Source organism: Catellatospora chokoriensis (genome assembly GCF_011297315.1).
Classification (GTDB): Bacteria; Actinomycetota; Actinomycetes; order Mycobacteriales; family Micromonosporaceae; genus Catellatospora; species Catellatospora citrea.
This window is the reverse complement of the sequence record NZ_JAAOTI010000027.1, coordinates 15639-35787: the sequence shown is the minus strand read 5'-3', so window position 1 is coordinate 35787 and position 20149 is coordinate 15639. Positions and strand designations below refer to the sequence as shown.

The following is a 20149-nucleotide window of genomic DNA, read 5'->3' as shown; positions in this document are numbered from 1 at the left end:
CCGCCATTGACATCCGAGCGGTCCTGGACGATTCTGCTCAGAGAGCGCTCCCCCACATTGTTTGTCCGACTTGACGCCCATTCGGGCACAGGTCGTTGCACGCGGCGACCCGCCGCTCAACACGGTGTCGCCATGCCGCGCAGGACCGGGCTCAGCCCCGACGCTCCGGTCCCGCCGGCGGGCGGCCGCCGCGTGCGTACCGGAAGCGCTGCCGCGGGTCACTCCGATTCGCGATCGGCGGGAGCGCCTCCGGGCCTTCCGCGAGGAGCACGGCCCTCGCGGTCTCGAGCCATCCCACAGGAGATGACATGAGATCCGTCCCGAACGCGGCAGCCCCGCCGCGCTCCGTCCCCACTCGCAGGCGCTGGTACGCCGTTCTCGCCACCCTCGGCGCGGTGCTCGCCTCGTCCTACCTGGCCGTGGTCGCCGGCTCGGCCAGCGCGGCCGATCCGCTGATCTCCCAGGGCAAGCCGGTCACCGCCTCGTCGGTCGAGAACGCCGTTTTCCCGGCCACCGCGGCGGTCGACGGCGACAACGGCACGCGCTGGTCCAGCGCGTTCTCCGACCCGCAGTGGATCCAGGTCGACCTGGGCGCGACCGCCACCGTCAGCCAGGTCGTCCTGCGCTGGGAGGCGGCGTACGCCACCGCGTTCCAGGTCCAGGTCTCGGCCACCGGCACCGGCGGCTGGACCAACATCTACAGCACCACCACCGGCACCGGCAGCGTGCAGACCCTCGCGGTCAGCGGCTCCGGCCGGTACGTGCGCGTCAACGGCACCGCCCGCGCCACCATCCACGGCTACTCGCTCTACGAGTTCCAGGTGTACGGCATCATCGGCGGCGGCGGTGGCTGCGGCACGGCCAACGCGGCTCTGGGCCGCCCGGCCAGCTCCTCCTCGCAGGAGGGCGCGTTCGCCGCGGCCAACGCCTTCGACGGCAGCACCGGCACCCGCTGGTCGAGCGCGTTCAGCGACCCGCAGTGGGTCCAGGTGGACCTGGGCAGCAGCCAGAACATCTGCGGCGTGACGCTGAACTGGGAGGGCGCCTACGCGACCGCGTTCGGGATCCAGGTCTCGAACGCGGCCACCGGCCCGTGGACGAACATCTACAGCACCACCACCGGCACCGGCGGCACGCAGACGCTGACCGTCTCCGGCACCGGCCGCTACGTGCGCATGAACGGCACCGCGCGGGCCACCGCGTGGGGCTACTCGCTCTGGGAGTTCGCGGTGCGCACCGGTGGCACGCCGAGCAACCCGCCGTCGTCGCCCCCGCCGGCATCGCCGTCGGCGTCGCCGTCGCCGTCGGCCTCTCCGCCCACCTCGCCGTCGCCCAACCCGGGCGGGGAGGTGCTGCTGTCGTACAACAAGCCTGGTTTCGCCTCCTCCTCGCAGGACGACGGCGCGTGCTGGCAGTGCTTCCCGGTGCGGGCCTTCGACCTGGACCCGGCCTCGCGCTGGGCCACCCAGGCCTGGACCGACCCGGGCTGGATCTACGTCGACCTGGGCGCGACCGCCCAGATCAAGCGGGTCGTGCTGCAGTGGGACCCGGCGTACGCCACCTCCTACCAGCTGCAGACCTCGGCTGACGCGGTGAACTGGACGACCGTCTACAGCACCACCACCAGCGCCGGGTTCAAGCAGAACATCACCGTCAACGGCACCGGCCGCTACGTGCGCATGTACGGCACGGCCCGGTCCAACGGCTACGGCTACTCGCTCTGGGAGTTCCAGGTCTACGGCACCGGCGGCGCCCCGACGACGCCCCCGGCGCAGCCGGCCAACCCGACGTTCCCGGCCACCAACCTGGTCTTCTCGGACGAGTTCAACGGCCCGGCGGGCAGCAAGCCGGACGCGTCCAAGTGGACCATCGACACCGGCACCGGCCAGAACGCCGAGCTGCAGTACTACACCAACAACAACAACGCGAACATGAACGGCTCCGGGCAGCTGGTGATGGAGGCCCGCCGCGAGGCGGCCGGCGGCATGCAGTACACGTCGCACCGGATGAACACGGGCAACAAGTTCCACTTCCAGTACGGCCGGGTCGAGGCCCGGGTGAAGGTGCCCAAGGGCAACGGCTTCTGGCCGGCGTTCTGGATGATGGGCGCCGACTTCCTGCCGCCCACGAGCCGCCCGTGGCCCTACAACGGCGAGATCGACATCATGGAGATCCTCGGCCGCGACACCACCCGCAGCTACACCACGCTGCACGCCCCCGCCTACAACGGTGGCGCCGGCTACGGCTTCGAGAAGGTGTGGGGCATCGACCTGTCGGCCGATTACCACGTCTACGCCGCGCAGTGGGACAGCAACGGGATCCGGTTCTTCGTCGACAGCACGGAGGTGTTCTACGCGAGCAAGGCAACCGTGGAGGCGACCCGCGGCCCGTGGGTCTACGACCACCCGCACTACATGATCCTGAACCTCGCCGTGGGCGGTGACTGGCCCGGCTCGCCCGACGCCAGCACGCCGTTCCCGGCTCAGATGCTGGTCGACTACGTCCGCGTCTACAAGTAGGCAGACCGCCGGCAGGGGGCCCCGCAGCCCCGCAGGGCCCCCTGCCCCCAACGGAAACCCGTCCGTCCCATTCCCGTAGGGAGCTCACCATGAATCGTCTCGCACCGATTCCTGGCCGCCGGCGGCTACGTGCCGTCGGGCTCATCGCCACTGTCACGGCCGTCCTCGCAACTTACCTGGTGACAACCACCGGTGGTGCGGCCGCCGCCGAGATCTCACTTTCCCAGGGCAAGCCGGTCACGGTCTCCTCGACCGAGAACGGCGGCACGCCCGGCTCGGCAGCGGTCGACGGCAACGCCGGCACCCGCTGGTCCAGCGCATTCTCCGACCCGCAATGGATCCGCATCGATCTCGGCAGCAGCCAGGCGATCACCCGGATCCTCCTGGACTGGGAGGGCGCGTACGCGCGCAACTTCCAGCTGCAGAGCTCCGCCGACGGCAACAACTGGAGCACGTTCCACACCACGACCAACCACAACGGGGCAGACCAGTCCCTCACCGTCAACGTGACGACGCGCTACGTCCGCCTGTACGCGACCGCGCGGGCCACCCAGTGGGGTGTCTCGCTGTGGGAGTTCCAGGTGTTCGGGGAGTCCAGCGGCGGCGGGGGCGGCGGGGGCGGCCCGATCGTCCGGGTGTCGGAGTTCCTCGCCGACTGCCCGTTCACGCACCGCCTGCCGGACGACCCGATCGTCTTCCCCGGCCTGCCCGGCGGGTCGCACATGCACGACTTCATGGGCAACACGTCCACCAACGCGTTCTCGACGTACACGAGCCTCGCCGCGGCGGGCACCAACTGCAACCCGATCGAGGACCTGTCGTCGTACTGGGTGCCCACCATGTACGTCGACAACGTGGCGGTCGCCCCGACCGGCACGACCTTCTACTACCTGGGTGAGGGCGTGCGCGACGACATCATCGCGCAGATCCAGTCCCTGCCCGTCGGCCTGCGCATCGTGGCCGGCAACGCCCAGGCCACCAGCGGCGACCAGAGCATCGCACGCTGGTCCTGCCTGCACCACAACGAGATCCCACCGGGCAAGGACTTCGTGAACTGCCCGGCCGGCTCGATGCTGGAGTCGTACCTCGACTTCCCGCAGTGCTGGGACGGCGTCAACCTCGACTCCGCCAACCACAAGAGCCACATGGCGTACCCCGTCGCCGGAGCCTGCCCGTCCACCCACCCCGTCCCGGTGCCGAAGCTGCGCCAGGTGCTCCGCTACCCGGTGACCGGCGATCCCGCCCGGATCCGCCTGTCCTCGGGCCGCGGATACACCATGCACGGCGACTTCTTCAACGCCTGGCCCGCCGCAGAGATGGACCGCCGCGTCCGCGACTGCATCCGCCCCATCATCAAGTGCGGCGCCAACGGTCGCCCCTGACCTGACCCCCCGCACCTGAAAACGACACCGGCCGGGACGGCCCCCCTCTCCCGTCCCGGCCGGTGCCGCCCCCACCCCCGCCATGCGACGATCTTGCACGGACGGTGGGGACGACACACTCCCCACAGACATTTCGACAACAGTTCGCGCAAGATCGCCGCCGGCAGCCGGGAGGTCCGCGATGAGATCAAGGGTGTACGCGTGCGCGGTGGTGTTGCTGCTCGCGGGTTGTGGCGGGGAGTCGCCGGCGCCGGTCGCGCCGGTCAGCCCGCCGGTGGTCGCCGAGGCGGGGGCGATCAGCACGGACGTCGCCTGGACGCAGCTGATGATCGCGCTGGATCAGCGCATGCTGGCGGCGCTGGAGCTGGCCCCGCAGCGCGCCGCGGACAGGGAACTGAACGCGTTCGCCGCCGACGTGGCCCGGCGGCACGAGGCGGAGGTGGTCCGGCTGCGGGAGCTGTTGCAGGCGACCGGCGCGCCGGAGACCAACCCGCACGAGGGCCACGACATGCCCGGCATGATCACCAAGGAGAACCTGGCCCTGCTCGCCGCCAAATCGGGCGCGGCGTTCGACACCATGCTGGCCGACAGCCTGCGCGCGCACTTCGAACAGTGCCGCATGCTGGCCGGCTCCGAGCAGTCCGCCGGCGCAGACCCGGCCGTCAAGGCGCTGGCCGCCTCGGTCGAGTCCACCCGCCAGACCGACCTCGACCGCCTGACCGCCCTGACCAGCCCTCGATGAACCGCCCCGGCCCGGCGATGCGCGCCGACGTCAACCGCCGCCCGGTGCCCGCCAAGGTCCTTCGCCGGGCGGTGCCCGCACGCTTCGTGGGCCGGGCTCGGCGGGGCGGGGCGGTCAGGCGGATTCGCGCTTGACCAGGCGGGGGTGGAAGATCACCGAACGCGGCTTGGGGTCGGCCTTGCCGATGCGGGCCAGCAGCAGCCGCGCCATCTCCGCCGCCATCTCCTCCAGCGGCTGGTGGATGGTGGTCAGCTGGGGCCGGCACTGCAGCGCGGCGATGCTGTTGTCGAAACCCACCACCGCCACGTCCTCCGGCACCCGGCGGCCCAGGTCGCGCAGCGCCTGCAGGGCCCCCTCGGCCATCAGGTCGTTGGCCACGAACAGCCCGTCGATCTCCGGGTGCGCCGCGAACAGCTCGCGCGCGGCCTGCTCGCCGCTGGCGCGGGTGAAGTTGCCGGCCGCCGACGGCACGTACGCATGCCCGTGCACGGCCAGCGCGGCCCGGAATCCGGCGAGGCGGTCCTGGCTCGACGGCATGTCCAGCGGACCGGAGATGGTGGCCAGGTGATGACGCCCGACCGCCAGCAGGTGCTCGGCCGCGAGCTTCGCGCCGACCTGCTGCTCGACGTCGACGTAGCTCATCGGCAGCGGCTTGCCCGGCCGGGCCGACAGCACGGCCGGGATGCCCAGGTCGCACAGCTGCTGCGGCAGCGGATCCTCGTCGCTGCTGGAGATGAGCAGGACCCCGTCGACGTGCCCCTGACGCAGGTAGCGCAACACGTGGTGGTGCGCGGGGGACTCCGCCGGCATGATCACCAGGTGGATGCCCTCGGGCCGCAGCACCTCCAGCGCCCCGGCGGTGATCCGGCCCAGGAACGGGTCCGTGAAGATCCGGTTGAGGAAGGGCTCGGCCTGCTCGGTGCGGTCGTCCGGTTCGGACACCACCAGCGCGACCGAATCGGTGCGCCGGGTGACCAGCGACCGCGCCGCGAGGTTCGGCACGTAGCCGGTGGCGTCGATCGCGCGCTGAACCAGTTCACGCAACTCGGGATCGACGGTGGACACACCATTGATCACCCGGGAGACCGTGGAGCGCGAGACCCCCGCCCATTCGGCGACCTCTTCCAGCGTCGGGGACCGCTGGCCGTCGGGTCGGCTACTCGTCATGACGTCATTTATAGCAGGTATTCCAGGGAGCGCTCTCTCCAAGGTCGTTTGTAATTCCTTTGCAGGTCAGGGATGAAATGTGCGGCATGCGCATTGGGCTGCACTAAACCGGTTGACCTTGATCACGGCAAACTGTTCCGTGGCAACCTTTTCGGCGCTCTGACGGGAAACGCGGATCCGACCGTGCGCCATGAAGGCCTTCGCGGTGCGGCACCGCCTAAAGTCGCCGAATGCGGAACATCACGGGCCACACCTGCGGATCGTGCGGCCGGCGACACGAGGACCTGCCACTGTCGTACCGCACGGCGGCGCCGGCGCACTGGACGGACATCCTGGACGACGACCCGAACAGCGAGCTGACCCCCGACCTGTGCGTCATCTCGGGCCGGCACTTCTTCATCCAGGGCAACCTCGAGATCCCGATCCTCGGCAGCGACGAGGTGTTCGCCTGGGGCGTGTGGGTGTCGCTGAGCCCGGCCAGCTTCGCCCGCACCACCGACCTGTGGGACGAGCCGGGCCGCGAAGCCGAGCCGCCGCACTTCGGCTGGCTGTCGACCGAGCTGGCCGGATATCAGGTGAGCACGCTGAACCTGAAGACGAACGTGCACACCCGGCCGGTGGGCCACAAGCCGTATGTCGAGGTCGAGCCCACCGATCACCCGCTCGCCGTGGACCAGCGCGCCGGCATCACCGTGGCCCGCGTCCAGCAGCTCGCCGAACTGCTGTGGCACGGCGGGCGGGGCTGACCGCCCGGCCGGGCGGGCCGCATGATCGTGACAAAAGCTCTATTCTGGTATCCGAGGACAATTCAGGTTATCCGGCTACTTCTCGGCGGGTCTGGGGTGTTTGACTGATTCCGGGGCGGACGATGGACATCAGCGGCGAGCATCCGGCGGGAGGCCCGCCGGTCGACGCCGATCAGGTCGAGCTGCTGTACGAAAGCGACCGGATGCGGGCGTACCGGCTGCGCCTGCCCGGACGCCGCACGGTCGTGGTCAAGCAGCCGCTCGGGCCTGACGCGCTCAAGCGGCTCAAGCACGAGACGGCGATCCTGCGCCGGCTGCGCGGGGCAGAGGGCGTCGTGCAGGTCGAGCCGACGCCGGTGATCCCGGGAGCGCTGGTGCTGCGCGACGCCGGCGGCACGACGATGGACCGCCGGCCGATGCCCATGCCGACGGCCGAGGTGCTCAGCGTCGCCTCGGGGCTCGCCGATGCCCTCGCCGCCGTGCACCGCCGCCACGTCGTGCACCGCGACGTCTGCCCCGGCAAGATCGTGCTGACCGCGGCCGGCGGCGTGCTCCTGATCGAGTTCGAGCTGGCGTCCACGTTCGCCGAGATCAGGCCCGAGTTCGCGCACCACAACGAGATCGTCGGCACGCTGCCCTACCTCGCGCCCGAGCAGACCGGCCGCACCGGCCGCCCCGTCGACCAGCGCGCCGACCTCTACTCCCTCGGCGCGACCATGTACGAGATGGTCACCGGCGAGCCGCCGTTCGGCACCGGCGATCCGCTCCGGCTCAGCCACGCGCACCTGGCCCGGATGCCCGTGCCGCCGGCCGAGGCCGATCCGGACGTGCCCGTCGCGCTGTCCGATGTGATCATGCATCTGCTGGAGAAGGAGCCCGACAACCGCTACCAGACCGCCGAGGGGCTGGCGTACGACCTCGCGCTGCTGCGCGCCGCCGCGCCGGGTGAGACGGTGGCGCTGCGCGTCGGCGCGGGCGACGTGCCGCTGCGGCTGCTCCCCCAGTCGCGCATCATCGGCCGGGACCCGGAGATCCGCGCGCTGGGCGCGGCGTTCGCCGACGCGATGACCGGGCTCAGCCACGGCCTGCTGGTCAGCGGCCCGGCCGGGGTCGGCAAGACCTCGCTGGTCGACGAGCTGCGCCCGATCGCCTCCGGCAGCAGCGGCTGGTTCGTGTCCGGCAAGTACGACCAGCACCGCCGCGACCTCGAATTCGACGGGACCCGCCAGGCGATGCGCGCGCTGGGCCGGCTGCTGCTGGCCGAGCCCGAGGAGGAGGTGGCCGAGCTGCGGCGGCGGTTGCGGCAGGTGCTGGGCCGCAACGCCGGGCTGCTGGCCGCGGTGCAACCGGAGTTGGGGCTGCTGATGGGCGTCGAACCGGACCCCACCATCGGCGACGCGCTCTACGCGCAGGCCCGCATGCAGCGGATCGGCGTCGACGTGCTGACCACCGTCGCGTCGCCGAAACGCCCGATCGTCATGTTCGTCGACGACCTGCAGTGGGCCACCCGCACCCCGCTCGGCTATCTCGACATGCTGGTGTCCGAGGGCCCGCCGGACGGCCTGCTGCTGGTGCTGGCGTACCGCGACGACGAGGTCGACGCGACCCATCCCCTCACCGCCATGATCACGCGCTGGCGGCAGCAGGGCGTCGAGCCGCAGCGGATCACGCTGGGCAACCTGCCCCCGGCGAGCACCGCCGAACTCGTCGGCGACCTGCTGCAGCTCGACGCGACCGACGCCGAGGCGCTGGCCGAACCCGTCGCCCAGCGCACCCGGGGCAACCCGTACGACACCGTCGAGCTGATCAACTCGCTGCGCCGCAGCGGCGTGCTGGTGCTCGACGAGGGCGGCTGGAACTGGGACGCCGGCAACCTGTCCCGGCATCTGCGCCAGGCCAACGTCGTCGACCCGTGGACCACGCGGCTGCGCGGCCTGCCGACCCGTACCCGGCTGCTGGTCGAGATCATGGCCTGCCTCGGCGGGCGGGCGGACATGGACCTGCTGTCGATCGCCGACGGGCACCCCGGCACCGAGACCGAGGACTTGCTCGCGCCGGCCCTCGACGAGGGCCTGCTGGTGCTGGAGCCCGGCGAGCCCGCCGACGCCGTCCGGTTCCGCCACGACCGCGTCCACCAGGCGATCCTCGACGGCCTCACCCCCGCCGCGACGTCGGCCCTGCACCTCGGCCTGGCCCGCCGGCTGGCCCCGTACCCCGAGTACGCCGAGGTCGCCGCGCACCAGTACTACGCGGTCGCCGAGCACGTGCACGAGCCGGACGAACGCCGTCTGGTCAGCGACCTGCTCGCGTACGCCGCCGACCAGGCGCTGGTGGTGAGCAACCACACCATGGCCGAGCGCTACCTGGCCGTCGCGGTGGACTACGCCGACCCGGCCGACCGGCACAACCTGATCAGGTTGCAGACCCTGCGGCACGCCTCGCTCTACAGCCTGGGCCGGCTCGACGAGGCCGACGACGTGTACGCGGCCATCGACCGGCTGTGCCACCATCCCGCCCAGCACGCCGACGCCACCCTGGTCCAGGTGAGCGGCCTGACCAACCAGGGCCGCGCCGCCGAGGCGGTCGCGCTGGGCCTGGAGATGCTGGGCCACCTCGGTTTCGCCGCGCCGCCGCCGGAGCGGGTGCAGGCCGAGATCGACGAAGGGCTCGACCTGCTGCACCGCTGGCTGGACGGCGACGCCGCCGACGACCTGCGCCGCCCCGAGGTGACCGAGCCGGACCTGCTGGCCACCGCCGCGCTGATCAACCGCATGATGGCCCCGGCGTTCTTCAGCAACCAGGACACCCTCGCCTGGCTCACGCTGCAGGCGCTGCGTTTGTGGGTGCGGCACGGTCCGATCTCGACCCTGGTCGGGCCGGTCGCCCACCTCACCTTCGTCACCGTCGGCCGGTGCGGCGACTACCGCACGGGGCATCGGGCCCTGCTGCGGGTGATCGCCGTCGGCGAGGCCCGCGGTTACGAACCCGACACCTCGCAGGCCCGCTTCCTGTACGCGCTGAGCACCGGCCACTGGTACGAGTCGCTGGAGGACACCGTGCAGCAGGCGCAGCTGGCCCGTGAAGGCCTGCTGCACGGCGGCGACCTGCAGAAGGCCTGCCACACCTTCTACGTCTCCGTGTACGAGCTGCTCGACTACGCCCCCACCCTGGACGTTTACCTCACCGAGGTCGACGCCGGGCTGGCGTTCGCCACCCGCACCGGCAACGACCAGTCCACGGACGTCTACCTGCCCTACCGCCAGCTGGCCGGCATGCTGCGCGGCGAGCCCGTCGAGCCGGGCGCCGGCGCGGAACCGCTGCCCGAAGCGCTCGCGGGCAACCCGGTGGCCGTGTCTAACGTGCACGTCACCAGGGCGCTCGCGGCAGCGCTGCTCGACGACATGCCCGCCCTGCACCACCACATCGAGGCCGCCACGGCGCTGCTGCCGGTGAACCCGTCGGTGTACCCCGTCGCCCAGGCCCGCCTGCTGCGCGGACTCGACCTGGCCGAGCAGGCCCGGACCGGGGCACCCGGCGAGCGGGCGGCCCGGCTGTCCGAACTCGACAGGACCGTGGACTGGTTCGCCGCCCGGGCCGCGGACGCCCCGGTCAACTTCTCCCACACCCTGCTGCTCCTGCAGGCCGAACGCGCCTGGGCCCGCGGCGACTTCCAGACCGCCGCGCAGTCCTACGACGCGGCCCAGCACGAGGTCGCCGGTCGGGGGCGGCCGTGGCACCAGGCCCTGGCCCTGGAACGGGCCGCCCGGTTCTACCTGGCCCACGGCATGGAGGTGGCCGGGACCAGCATCCTCAACTCGGCCCGGCACGCGTACCTCACCTGGGGCGCCCGGGCGAAGGTCGCCCAGCTCGACCGCACCCATCCGACCGCACCGTGGCTGTCCGGCCTGCGCCCGCCGACCAGCGGGCAGCCGGCCGACGTCGGCCCGCAGGCACCCGTGCTGTCGGGCACCATCGACCTGCTGGCCATCCTCGCCGCCTCCCAGGCGCTGAGCTCGCAGACCACCTTCGAGGGCGTACGCGCCCGCGTCGTCGACGTGCTCAGCGAGATGACCGGCGCGACCGCCGTCCACCTGCTGCTGTGGGACGACGACCGGCAGCGCTGGTCGGTGCCCGAGGCGCTCCCGGACGACGGGCGGCCCGCTGTGCCCGCCTCGGTGATCCGCTACGTCGAGCGCACCCGCGAGCCGCTCGTCGTCGGCGACGCCACCCGTGACGACCGCTTCTCCCGCGACCCCTACTTCGCCGAGCTGGACTGCTGCTCGCTGCTGGTCGTGCCGATCGCCAGCCGGGGCGAACGGCAGGCCCTGCTGGTGCTGGAGAACCATCTCATCCGGGAGGCGTTCTCCGCCGAGCGCCTCGACGCGGTCCGGCTGGTCGCGGGGCAGCTCGCGGTGTCGCTGGACAACGCCTCGGTGTACGCGTCGCTGGAGCGCAAGGTCGCCCAGCGCACCGAGGAGCTGACCGCGGCCAACCGGCGGCTCGAACTGCTCAGCACCACCGACGCGCTCACCGCGCTGGCCAACCGGCGGCGGCTGGAGGACATCCTGCACGCCGAGTGGGACAGCGCGCTGCACAGCGGCCGGTCGCTGGCGCTGGCGATGGTCGACATCGACCACTTCAAGCTCTACAACGACCACTACGGCCACCCCGCGGGCGACGACTGCCTGCAGCGCGTCGCCGCCGAGCTGACCCGCAACCTGCGCGCCGGTGACCTGGTCGCCCGCTACGGCGGCGAGGAGTTCGCGGTGGTCATGCCCGGCCTCGGCACCGAGGCCGCCCGCGGGGCCGCCGAGCGGCTGCGCATCGCGATCTCCGACCTCGCCGAGCCGCACGTGCTCGCCCGCTCGGGCATCGTCACGGTCAGCATCGGCGTGGCCGCGATGACGCCGCGCCCCGACCGCGACCCCGACGACCTGGTCGGTCTCGCCGACGTCGAGCTGTACCGCGCCAAGCGCAACGGCCGCGACCAGGTCCGCGCCGCCGCCGTTGCGCCCTGATCGGGGCTAGGCCGGCGCGAGCAGGTCCGGTGTGAGGTCGGCGAGGCTCGCGCAGCCGGTCAGGGCCATCGTCAGGTCCAGCTCGGCGCGCAGGTTCTGGATCACCTGGCGTACGCCGTCCGCGCCCGCCAGGGCCAGGCCGTAGCAGTAGGGACGGCCCACGCAGACCGCCCGCGCGCCCAGGGCCAGCGCCTTGAACACGTCCGCGCCGCCGCGCACGCCGCTGTCGAACAGCACCGGCACCCGTCCGCCGACCGCCTCGACGATGCCCGGCAGCGCGTCCAGCGAGCCGGTCGCGCCGTCGACCTGGCGGCCGCCGTGGTTGGACACGATCACCCCGTCCACCCCGGCGGCCAGTGCCCGGCGCGCGTCGTCGGCGTGCTGCAGGCCCTTGAGCAGGATCGGCAGCCGGGTCATCGAGCGCAGCCGGGCCAGGTCGCCCCAGGTGAGGTCCTGCCGGGAGAAGATGTCGAGGAACGTCTCGACCGCGGCACGCGGCAGCGGCGAGCGCAGGTTGCGCAGCATCGGCCCGGGGTGGGTGCGCGCGATCGAGAACAGCGAGCGCACCGCCGCGGGCGTGACCTTCGGCTTCGGCCCGGTCTTCGGCTGCCCGGCCCGTTCGGCTGCCAGCCGCCGGAACACCGGGTCGCTGGTGTACTGCGCGATGCCCTGGCCCTGGCTGAACGGCAGCGACCCGAGGTCCAGGTCGCGGGCGCGCCAGCCGAGCACGGTCGTGTCGAGGGTGACCACGAGCGCCTCGCAGCCGGCCGCCTCCGCCCGGGCCAGAAAGCTCGCCACCAGCTCCTCGGACTTGCTCCAGTACAGCTGGAACCAGCGCGGGGCGTCGCCCATCGCGGCCGCGCACTGCTCCATCGGCCGGGACGCCTGCGTGGACAGGATGTACGGCACGCCCTCCGCCGCCGCGGCCCGCGCCACGGCCACGTCGGCCTCGGGGTGGACCAGTTCGAGCACGCCGATCGGGGCCAGCAGCAGCGGCGACGCCAGGCGGCGGCCGAACAGCTCGACGGAGAGGTCGCGCGCCGACACGTCGCGCAGCATCCGGGGCACGATGTGGTGGCGGTCCAGGGCGCGGCGGTTGGCGTCGGCGGTGCTCTCCAGGCCGGCGCTGCCCGCGACGTAGGCGTACGCCTTGGCCGACAGCACCCGGGCGGCACGGCGCTCCAGCTCGGGGAACGCCGTCGGCACGGTCGGGCGGACGCCGCTGACCCCGTCGCGGTAGATCACGCCCTGCCGCAGCCTGCCCCAGCCGCCGGCGGCGCGCACGGCCGGGTCGGTGTCGTCGGCGGGCGGCAGGTGACCGGGGTCGCTCATCGGGTCCTCGCTGGGGTGCGTCGGCTGGTCCGCCGCGCCCGGCGGGCTCGCGGCGGTCCGCAGATCATGCCATCCCGGCGCGCGGTCAGGCAGCGCGGTGCCGGGCGAGCACGGCGAGCGCACCGCGGGCCGCCTGGACGGTCTCCGGACCGGCGTCGCCGGGCAGTTTGGGCAGGCCGGACGTGATGGTGACCTGGTGCCGGAGCACCGGATGGAGCGCGGTGGTGGCCACGAACAGGGTCGCCAGGCCGTCGTGCGCGGAGCCCTCGTCCAGCCGGAACACGTACGCCGGGGGCACCACCGGGGTGCCGTGGGTCGCGTGGGCGGCCAGGTCGTCGGCGATGCACCACCACGGCTGCGGCTCGCGGCCGGACCAGTGGTGGTCGCCGAACAGCCCGTGCACCGCCAGCCGGTACCGGTGGCAGACCGTCACCGCCTCGCGCAGCCGCTGCTCCAGCTGTCCCAGCGTCTCGCCGGGCGGGGGCGGGGCCAGCAGGTCGTCCAGCCGTGCGGACAGCCACCCGGCCAGCACCTCGTGCAGCACGAACCGCCAGGCGTCGGTGGCCGCGCCGGTGGCGAACGTCAGCGCCTCGCGCAGCAGCCGCAGCCGCTCCGCGCAGTCGGGCCACAGCTCCAGTGGCGGCGGGCCGGTGCACGGCACGGTCGTCGCGTGGCGGCGGGCGGTGAAGTCGACGACGGCCCGCAGCGGGCCGCCCGCGATCAGGTCCACGTCCTGCCGGTCGTCCGACCACTCCCACTTCGACTGGCCGTCGAGCAGGCTCGTGTACAGGGGATCGGTCAGGCCCTCCTCGTAGAGCCAGCCGCCCGGCGACCGGGTCGCGGCCCGGGTGACCTCCGTGACGAACAGCAGCGCGTCGGCGTAGCGGCGGGGCGCGTCGCGCACGTCCATCCGTGCTCCCTCCCTGGCGGCCCACCCACACCGTACCCGCCGTCCGATCCCGACACCGTCCCGCGCGGATCGCCGGGTGTCGGCGGGCTCCCGCGCCGTCGGGGTCTGCCCTACCCTGACGCGGTGACCTTGACGTGGCAGTCCTTCGGGCGGTGGCTCGCAGTGCTGATGCTGCTCGGCGGTTGCGCGTGCTGCTGCGGCAACGCGGGCCCGATCGGCTTCGCGCCCGACCTCGCCGACGGCGACGTCGTCGGCACCTGGGTGAGCGAGGCAGGCGCGCGGCTGGTGCTGCGCGCCGATCACACGTTCAGCACCCACTCCCTGGGCGACTGCGCCGACGGCGACGGCGACCACGCGTCCGGCGCGGACGGCGAGGGCCTCTGGACACTGGACGAGCCCGAGCTCCTGGACCCCTACCAGCGGCTGAACCTGGCGTACCACCCGTACGGCGAGATGCTGCAGGACTGGGGCGCGCAGGACGACGAGATCGTCTACGTGTTCGGCGACACCGACTCCGGCGGCGTCTGCTTCTTCACCCGCGAGTGAACCGGGTCGCGGTGAGCGGTTCTTAACGGGTACGCAACGCGGCCGTCCTGCCGCTGTCACAGCCCGATCGTGTGCTTCTTGGACCCGCGGACCGCAGCCCTCCCACGGCGCGGCGTGGACCGGCGCACGGCCACCCGTCGAGGTGGCAGGCGCGGCCGCCCGACTCCGATCGGAGCCACGCCATGGGACAACCTCTCTGGATCACCAGACTCCCCGACGCCGCCGTCGCCGCGTACCGGCGGGACAGCCCCGGCGGCCCGCTGGCCGGGGCCCGGCTGGCGATCAAGGACAACCTCGACCTGGCCGGGGTGCCGACCACGGCCGCCTGCCCCGCGCTGGACGCCCCGGCCGCGTCGTCCGCGGTCGCGGTGACCCGGCTGATCGACGCGGGCGCGATCCCCGTCGGCAAGACCAACATGGACCAGTTCGCCACCGGCCTGGTCGGCACCCGCACCCCGTACGGGGCCTGCCACAGCGTGGCCGATCCGGCGCACGTCAGCGGCGGCAGCAGTTCCGGCAGCGCGATCGCCGTCGCGACAGGCGAGGCCGAGCTCGCCCTCGGCACCGACACCGCCGGTTCCGGCCGGGTGCCGGCGGCCTTCAACGGCCTCGTCGGGCTCAAACCGACCCGTGGGCTGGTCTCCACCACCGGCCTGCTGCCCGCCTGCCGCTCGCTGGACTGCGTGACCACGTTCACCCGGACCGTCGCCGAGGCACGGACGGCCCTGGCCGCGCTGGCCGCCTACGACGTCGACGATCCGTGGTCGCGGCCGCGGCCGCCGCTGCCGCCGCCGGGGGTCGCCGCGCGGATGCGCGTCGTCGGCGTACCGGCCGGGGATCTCGATCTCGACCCCGCGCACGCCGCGGCCTGGCAGCGGGCCCTGGCGCAGGCCCGCGGCGTCGCCGCGCACGTGGTGCCGGTGGACGTGTCGGCGTTCCTGGCGGCGGCGCGGCTGCTGTACGAGGGCCCGTGGGTCGCCGAGCGCTGGGCCGCGTTCGGCGGCCTGCTCGAACCCGACGGGCCGCACCTGGACCCGACCGTGCGCGGCATCGTGCTGCCCGGACGGGACCTGCGCGCCGCGGACGCGTTCGCCGCCGCCGACCGGCTCGCGGCGCTGCGCCGGGCGACCGAGCACGTCTGGTACGACATCGACGCGCTGCTGCTGCCGGTCACGCCGGGGCATCCGACGTTCGACGAGGTGGCGGCCGCGCCGGTCGCGGTGAACTCGCGGCTGGGCACGTACACCAACTTCGTGAACCTGCTCGACCTGTGCGCCGTGGCGGTGCCCGCCGGGGAACGGGACGACGGCCTGCCGTTCGGCGTGCAGCTGATCGCGCCCGCATTCGCCGACGAGCCGCTGCTCGACCTGGCCGAACGCTGGACCGGCGGGCGGCCGCCGGAGCGGGCCGCGGCGGGGGCGCGGGTCGCGGTGGTGGGCGCGCACCTGACCGGGATGCCGCTGCACCCGCAGCTGGTCGGGCTGGGCGCGCGGCTGGCCTACCGGGCTCGCACGGCGGGCGGCTACCGGCTCTACCACCTGTCCGGACCGGGGGTGCACCGTCCGGCGCTGGTGCACACCGGGGACGGGCCTGCGGCAGGCATCGCGGTCGAGGTGTACGACCTGCCCGAGCAGGGTCTCGGGACGCTGCTGGGCAGCGTGCCCGCGCCGCTCGGACTGGGCCGGGTGGTGCTCGACGACGGCAGCGAGGTCACCGGCTTCATCGCCGAGGCCCCGCGGCTGGGCGGCGCGGCCGACATCACCCACTTCGGCGGTTGGCGGGCGGCCAACAGCCCGGTCGCGCCGTGACGGCACCCGGCCGCGTGATCGCCGGACGGCAGGGTGCTGGCGCACTCGGTGCCGTGACGGACACGGCCCCCGCGAACGGCGAGATCGAGAGCTACAGCCTGGTCGAGCTCGCGGTGACCCGGCTGCGCCGCGAGATCCTCAGCGGACGCTCCGAGCCGGGCGAGCGCCTGGTCGAGGAGCAGCTGACCCGCCGGCTGGGCATCAGCCGGGCGCCGCTGCGCGAAGCGCTGCGCCTGCTGGGGCAGCAGGGCCTGGTCGAGCACGTGCCTCGGCGCGGGGCTCGGGTGGCCACCCTGTCCGACCGGGACGTGCAGGAGCTGTACGCCGTCCGCGACATGCTGGAACGCCACGCGGTCGAGCAGGCGCCGCGTGCTCCCGTCAAGCTCGACGGGCTGCGCGCGACCGTGGACCGGATGCGGGACGCCGCCGCGACCGGCGACCAGCTGGAGGTCGCCAACGCGCACCGGGCCTTCCACGTCAGCCTGGTCGCGCTGTCGGGCAACGGGCAGCTCACCGCGATCTACGAGTCGATCCTGGTGAAGCTCCAGCTGTACATGGCGATCAACCTGCGCCGCGAGGCCGAGCTGGCGCACGCCGACGACGGGGTGCACCGGCACGAACGCCTGCTGGAGGCGGTCGCGACCGGCGACCCGGCCGCGGTCCTCACCGCGCTCGCGGGGCACGGCGCGAGGTCCTATCTGTAGCCACTCGTCCCATCGGGGCACCAGGTCATGCAAGCGTTACCGAGGCGACCAGACTCCGAAACAGTTCGGTCGACAATCGACAGTATGCAAACCCTGGTGCCCCAACCTGATCCGCCGACCGGCGTACGCATCGGGCCGGTGCAGGCCGAGCCGTACCGGTGGCCGTACGACGGCTCGGTGCCCGTCGCACGGACGGCGCTGCTGTGCATCGACTGGCAGACCGACTTCTGCGGGCCGGGCGGCTACGTCGACGCGATGGGCTACGACATCGCGCTGACCCGCGCCGGGCTGCCCGCCACCGCCAAGCTGCTCGACCACGTGCGCTCGCTGGGCATGCTGGTCGTGCACACCCGCGAGGGCCACGACCCGGACCTGTCCGACCTGCCCGCCAACAAGCGCTGGCGCTCGGCGCGGATCGGCGCGGAGATCGGCGGGCCCGGCCCGTGCGGGCGCATCCTGATCAAAGGCGAGCCGGGCTGGGAGATCGTGCCCGAGGTCGCCCCGGCGCGCGGCGAGGTGGTCGTCGACAAGCCCGGCAAGGGCGCGTTCTACGCCACCAACCTGGACCTGGTGCTGCGCACCCGCGGCATCACGCACCTGATCCTGACCGGCATCACCACCGACGTCTGCGTGCACACCACCATGCGCGAGGCCAACGACCGCGGCTACGAGTGCCTGATCCTGTCCGACTGCACCGGCGCCACCGACCCCGGCAACCACGCCGCGGCCCTGCACATGGTCACCATGCAGGGCGGCGTCTTCGGCTGCGTGGCGACGTCCGACGACGTCATCGCGGCCACCACCTCCTGACGCACCGTTCCGCCTCACAGAAGGCGAGCACCCCTTTGAGCACCCACGCCACGGTCGACGCGATGCCGTCGCCGTACACCTTCGACCCTTCGACCACCGCGCTGCTGGTCATCGACATGCAGCGCGACTTCCTGGAACCCGGCGGCTTCGGGGAGACGCTGGGCAACGACGTGAATCAGCTCCGCTCGGCCATCGCGCCGACCGAGGCCCTGCTCGGCGCGTGCCGCGCGGTCGGCCTGACGATCATCCACACCCGCGAGGGGCACCTGCCGGACCTGTCGGACTGCCCGCCCGCGAAGCTGCACCGTGGCGCGCCCTCGATGCGCATCGGCGATCCGGGTCCCAAGGGCCGCATCCTGATCCGCGGCGAGTACGGCCACGACATCGTCGACGAGCTCGCCCCGCTGCCCGGCGAGCCGGTCATCGACAAACCGGGCAAGGGCGCGTTCTACGCCACCGAACTCGGCGAGCTGCTGGCGAGCCGGGGCGTCCGCAGCCTGATAGTCACCGGGGTCACCACCGAGGTCTGCGTGCACACCACCGTGCGCGAGGCCAACGACCGCGGCTACGAGTGCCTGGTGCTGTCGGACTGCGTGGGCTCGTACTTCCCTGAGTTCCAGCGCGTCGGGCTCCAGATGATCGCCGCCCAGGGCGGGATCTTCGGCTGGGTGGCGAAGTCACCGGCCTTCATCGGGGCGTTGCAGCGCAGCGCCGCCCTGCCGCAAGCCGCCTGATCCCCGCCTCGAAAGCAGGACACCCATGACCACACCCGCCCCCGCGGCTCCCGCCGTGAAACTGCCGCACTGGGTCCGCGGCGACACCAACGCCTTCTTCGGTTTCGGCGTGAACGTGCTCGTCAACGTGCTGACGCTGACCACGCTGTGCCTGTTCGTGATCAACCTGGCCGAGGGCGACGTGTTCGGCACGATCCTGCCCGCGCTGGGCATCGCCCTGGTCTTCGGCAACGTGTACTACACGATCCTGGCCCGCCGGCTGGCCGCCCGCGAGGGCCGCACCGACGTCACGGCGCTGCCCTACGGGCCCAGCGTGCCGCACATGTTCATCGTCATCTTCGTGATCATGCTGCCGATCTACCTGAAGACCAAGGACCCGATGCTGGCCTGGCAGGCCGGGGTCGCCTGGGCGTTCATCATCGGCATCATCGTGCTGATCGGCGCGTTCGTCGGGCCGTACATCCGCAGGTACACCCCGCGCGCCGCGCTGCTGGGCACGCTGGCCGGCATCTCCATCACGTTCATCTCGATGAACCCGGCCGGGCGCATGTGGGACCTGGCCTGGGTGGCGCTGCCCGTGTTCGCGCTGCTGCTGATCGGCCTGATGACCGACGTCCGGCTGCCGTTCAACTTCCCCATCGGCCTGGCCGCGCTGCTGCTGGGCACCGCGATCGGCTGGATCGGCGGGGTCATGTCGGTGCCCGACGTCACCGCCGCCGCGAAGACCATCGCGTTCGCCGTGCCGGACCTGAAGTTCGGGCTGCTGTTCGACGGGCTCAACGAGATGGCGCCACTGCTGGCCACCGCGATCCCGCTGGGCGTCTACAACTTCACCGAGGCGATGACCAACGTGGAGAGCGCCGCCACCGCCGGCGACAACTACAACCTGCGCAGCGTGCTGCTGGCCGACGGCATCGGCGCGGTCATCGGCTCCCTGCTCGGCTCGCCGTTCCCGCCCGCCGTGTATGTCGGGCACCCCGGCTGGAAGGCCGCGGGCGGCCGCACCGGCTACTCCATGGCCACCGGCATCGTCATCGCGCTGCTCTGCTTCCTGGGCATGTTCGGCCTGCTCGCGGCGATCTTCCCGACCGCGGCGATCGTGCCGATCCTGCTCTACATCGGCCTGCTCATCGGCGCCCAGGCCTTCCAGGCGACACCACGCGCCCACGCCGCCGCGGTGGTCGCCGCGCTCATCCCGAACCTGGCCTCCTGGGCCACCGGGCAGATCGACAACGCGCTCGCCGCGGCGGGCACCTCGGCCGCCGCGGTCGGCGACCAGGCCCTGGCCGGTGCGGGCGTGGTCTACCACGGCCTGCTGGTGCTCGGGCAGGGCGCGATCCTGGCGGGCCTGGTGTTCGGCGCGATCGTGGTGTTCATCATCGACCGGAAGTTCCTGCACGCCGGGATCTTCGCCCTGGTCGGCGCGCTGCTCACCTTCGTCGGGCTGATCCACGGCGAGAAGGTCGAGTGGAACGCCAACGGTCCGGTGTCGCTGGGCTACCTGTTCGTCGCGGTCGTCTGCGCGATCTTCTACTTCGGCAGGCACGCTCCGCGCGAACCCGACGCCGAGGAGCTCGCCCTCGACCGGCTGCACGGCGGCGCGGACGCACCCGCGCCGGTCTCGCCGGCACCGGTCGCAGCGGCGGAGCCGGACCGGGCCGCGGCTGCGGCCTGATCCGTCTCACCGGCCGCCTTCCGGCACGGGAGCCGCGCCCGTGCCGGAAGGCGGCA

General features: G+C 72.7%; 14 protein-coding genes. 11 read left to right on the top strand and 3 right to left on the bottom strand.

Annotated elements, in window-relative coordinates; all coding sequences use genetic code 11:
* The first annotated feature begins 308 nt into the window (after window positions 1–308).
* The 3 genes from HAV39_RS32100 to HAV39_RS32090 all read left to right on the top strand — a co-directional run bounded on the left by HAV39_RS32100 (window position 309) and on the right by HAV39_RS32090 (window position 4643).
* Window positions 309–2519 (top strand): discoidin domain-containing protein, encoded by a 2211-nt coding sequence (locus HAV39_RS32100; RefSeq protein ID WP_191842933.1) that lies wholly within the window; start codon window positions 309–311, stop codon window positions 2517–2519.
* A gap of 179 nt (window positions 2520–2698) precedes the next feature.
* Window positions 2699–3901 carry a DUF1996 domain-containing protein gene (locus tag HAV39_RS32095; RefSeq protein WP_239121017.1) on the top strand — a complete coding sequence of 401 codons (1203 nt, stop codon included), beginning with the start codon at window positions 2699–2701 and terminating at the stop codon, window positions 3899–3901.
* A gap of 181 nt (window positions 3902–4082) precedes the next feature.
* A complete protein-coding gene (locus tag HAV39_RS32090) occupies window positions 4083–4643 on the top strand; it encodes a DUF305 domain-containing protein (protein WP_191842931.1) in 561 nt (186 codons plus the stop codon).
* 114 nt (window positions 4644–4757) lie between these two features.
* Here HAV39_RS32090 and HAV39_RS32085 read toward each other — a convergent pair whose 3' ends face one another.
* Complete coding sequence (locus HAV39_RS32085) at window positions 4758–5810, bottom strand: LacI family DNA-binding transcriptional regulator (protein ID WP_191842930.1); 1053 nt, start codon at window positions 5808–5810, stop codon at window positions 4758–4760.
* Window positions 5811–6040: 230 nt separating this feature from the next.
* Between HAV39_RS32085 and HAV39_RS32080 the strand changes: the two genes are divergently transcribed.
* Together HAV39_RS32080 and HAV39_RS43420 are read left to right on the top strand one after the other, a co-directional pair.
* Window positions 6041–6556, top strand: a complete 516-nt coding sequence (locus tag HAV39_RS32080; RefSeq protein WP_191842929.1) for a DUF2199 domain-containing protein — start codon at window positions 6041–6043, stop codon at window positions 6554–6556.
* Between the two features lie 122 nt (window positions 6557–6678).
* The gene (locus HAV39_RS43420; protein WP_191842928.1) at window positions 6679–11574 is read left to right on the top strand and encodes a diguanylate cyclase domain-containing protein; all 4896 of its coding nucleotides are present in this window, start codon (window positions 6679–6681) and stop codon (window positions 11572–11574) included.
* Window positions 11575–11580: 6 nt separating this feature from the next.
* On the opposite strand, the gene HAV39_RS32070 is transcribed toward HAV39_RS43420, so the two are convergent.
* The gene (locus HAV39_RS32070) at window positions 11581–12906 is read right to left on the bottom strand and encodes a lactate 2-monooxygenase (RefSeq protein ID WP_191842927.1); all 1326 of its coding nucleotides are present in this window, start codon (window positions 12904–12906) and stop codon (window positions 11581–11583) included.
* Between the two features lie 85 nt (window positions 12907–12991).
* Window positions 12992–13816, bottom strand: coding sequence for a hypothetical protein (locus HAV39_RS32065; protein ID WP_191842926.1), 825 nt, complete (start codon window positions 13814–13816; stop codon window positions 12992–12994).
* Window positions 13817–13939: 123 nt separating this feature from the next.
* On the opposite strand from HAV39_RS32065, the gene HAV39_RS32060 reads away from it, so the two are divergent.
* From HAV39_RS32060 to HAV39_RS32035, 6 genes are all read left to right on the top strand, one after another.
* Window positions 13940–14362 carry a hypothetical protein gene (locus HAV39_RS32060; RefSeq protein ID WP_191842925.1) on the top strand — a complete coding sequence of 141 codons (423 nt, stop codon included), beginning with the start codon at window positions 13940–13942 and terminating at the stop codon, window positions 14360–14362.
* A gap of 182 nt (window positions 14363–14544) precedes the next feature.
* The gene (gene atzF, locus HAV39_RS32055) at window positions 14545–16170 is read left to right on the top strand and encodes an allophanate hydrolase (protein WP_191842924.1); all 1626 of its coding nucleotides are present in this window, start codon (window positions 14545–14547) and stop codon (window positions 16168–16170) included.
* Window positions 16171–16223: 53 nt separating this feature from the next.
* The gene (locus tag HAV39_RS32050) at window positions 16224–16874 is read left to right on the top strand and encodes a GntR family transcriptional regulator (RefSeq protein ID WP_191842923.1); all 651 of its coding nucleotides are present in this window, start codon (window positions 16224–16226) and stop codon (window positions 16872–16874) included.
* A gap of 84 nt (window positions 16875–16958) precedes the next feature.
* A complete protein-coding gene (gene biuH, locus HAV39_RS32045; RefSeq protein WP_191842922.1) occupies window positions 16959–17684 on the top strand; it encodes a biuret amidohydrolase in 726 nt (241 codons plus the stop codon).
* 35 nt (window positions 17685–17719) lie between these two features.
* Window positions 17720–18418: a cysteine hydrolase family protein gene (locus HAV39_RS32040; RefSeq protein ID WP_239121019.1), complete on the top strand. Its 699-nt coding sequence runs from the start codon at window positions 17720–17722 to the stop codon at window positions 18416–18418.
* A 25-nt stretch (window positions 18419–18443) separates the two neighbouring features.
* The gene (locus HAV39_RS32035) at window positions 18444–20093 is read left to right on the top strand and encodes a regulator (protein WP_191842921.1); all 1650 of its coding nucleotides are present in this window, start codon (window positions 18444–18446) and stop codon (window positions 20091–20093) included.
* Window positions 20094–20149: the final 56 nt, after the last annotated feature.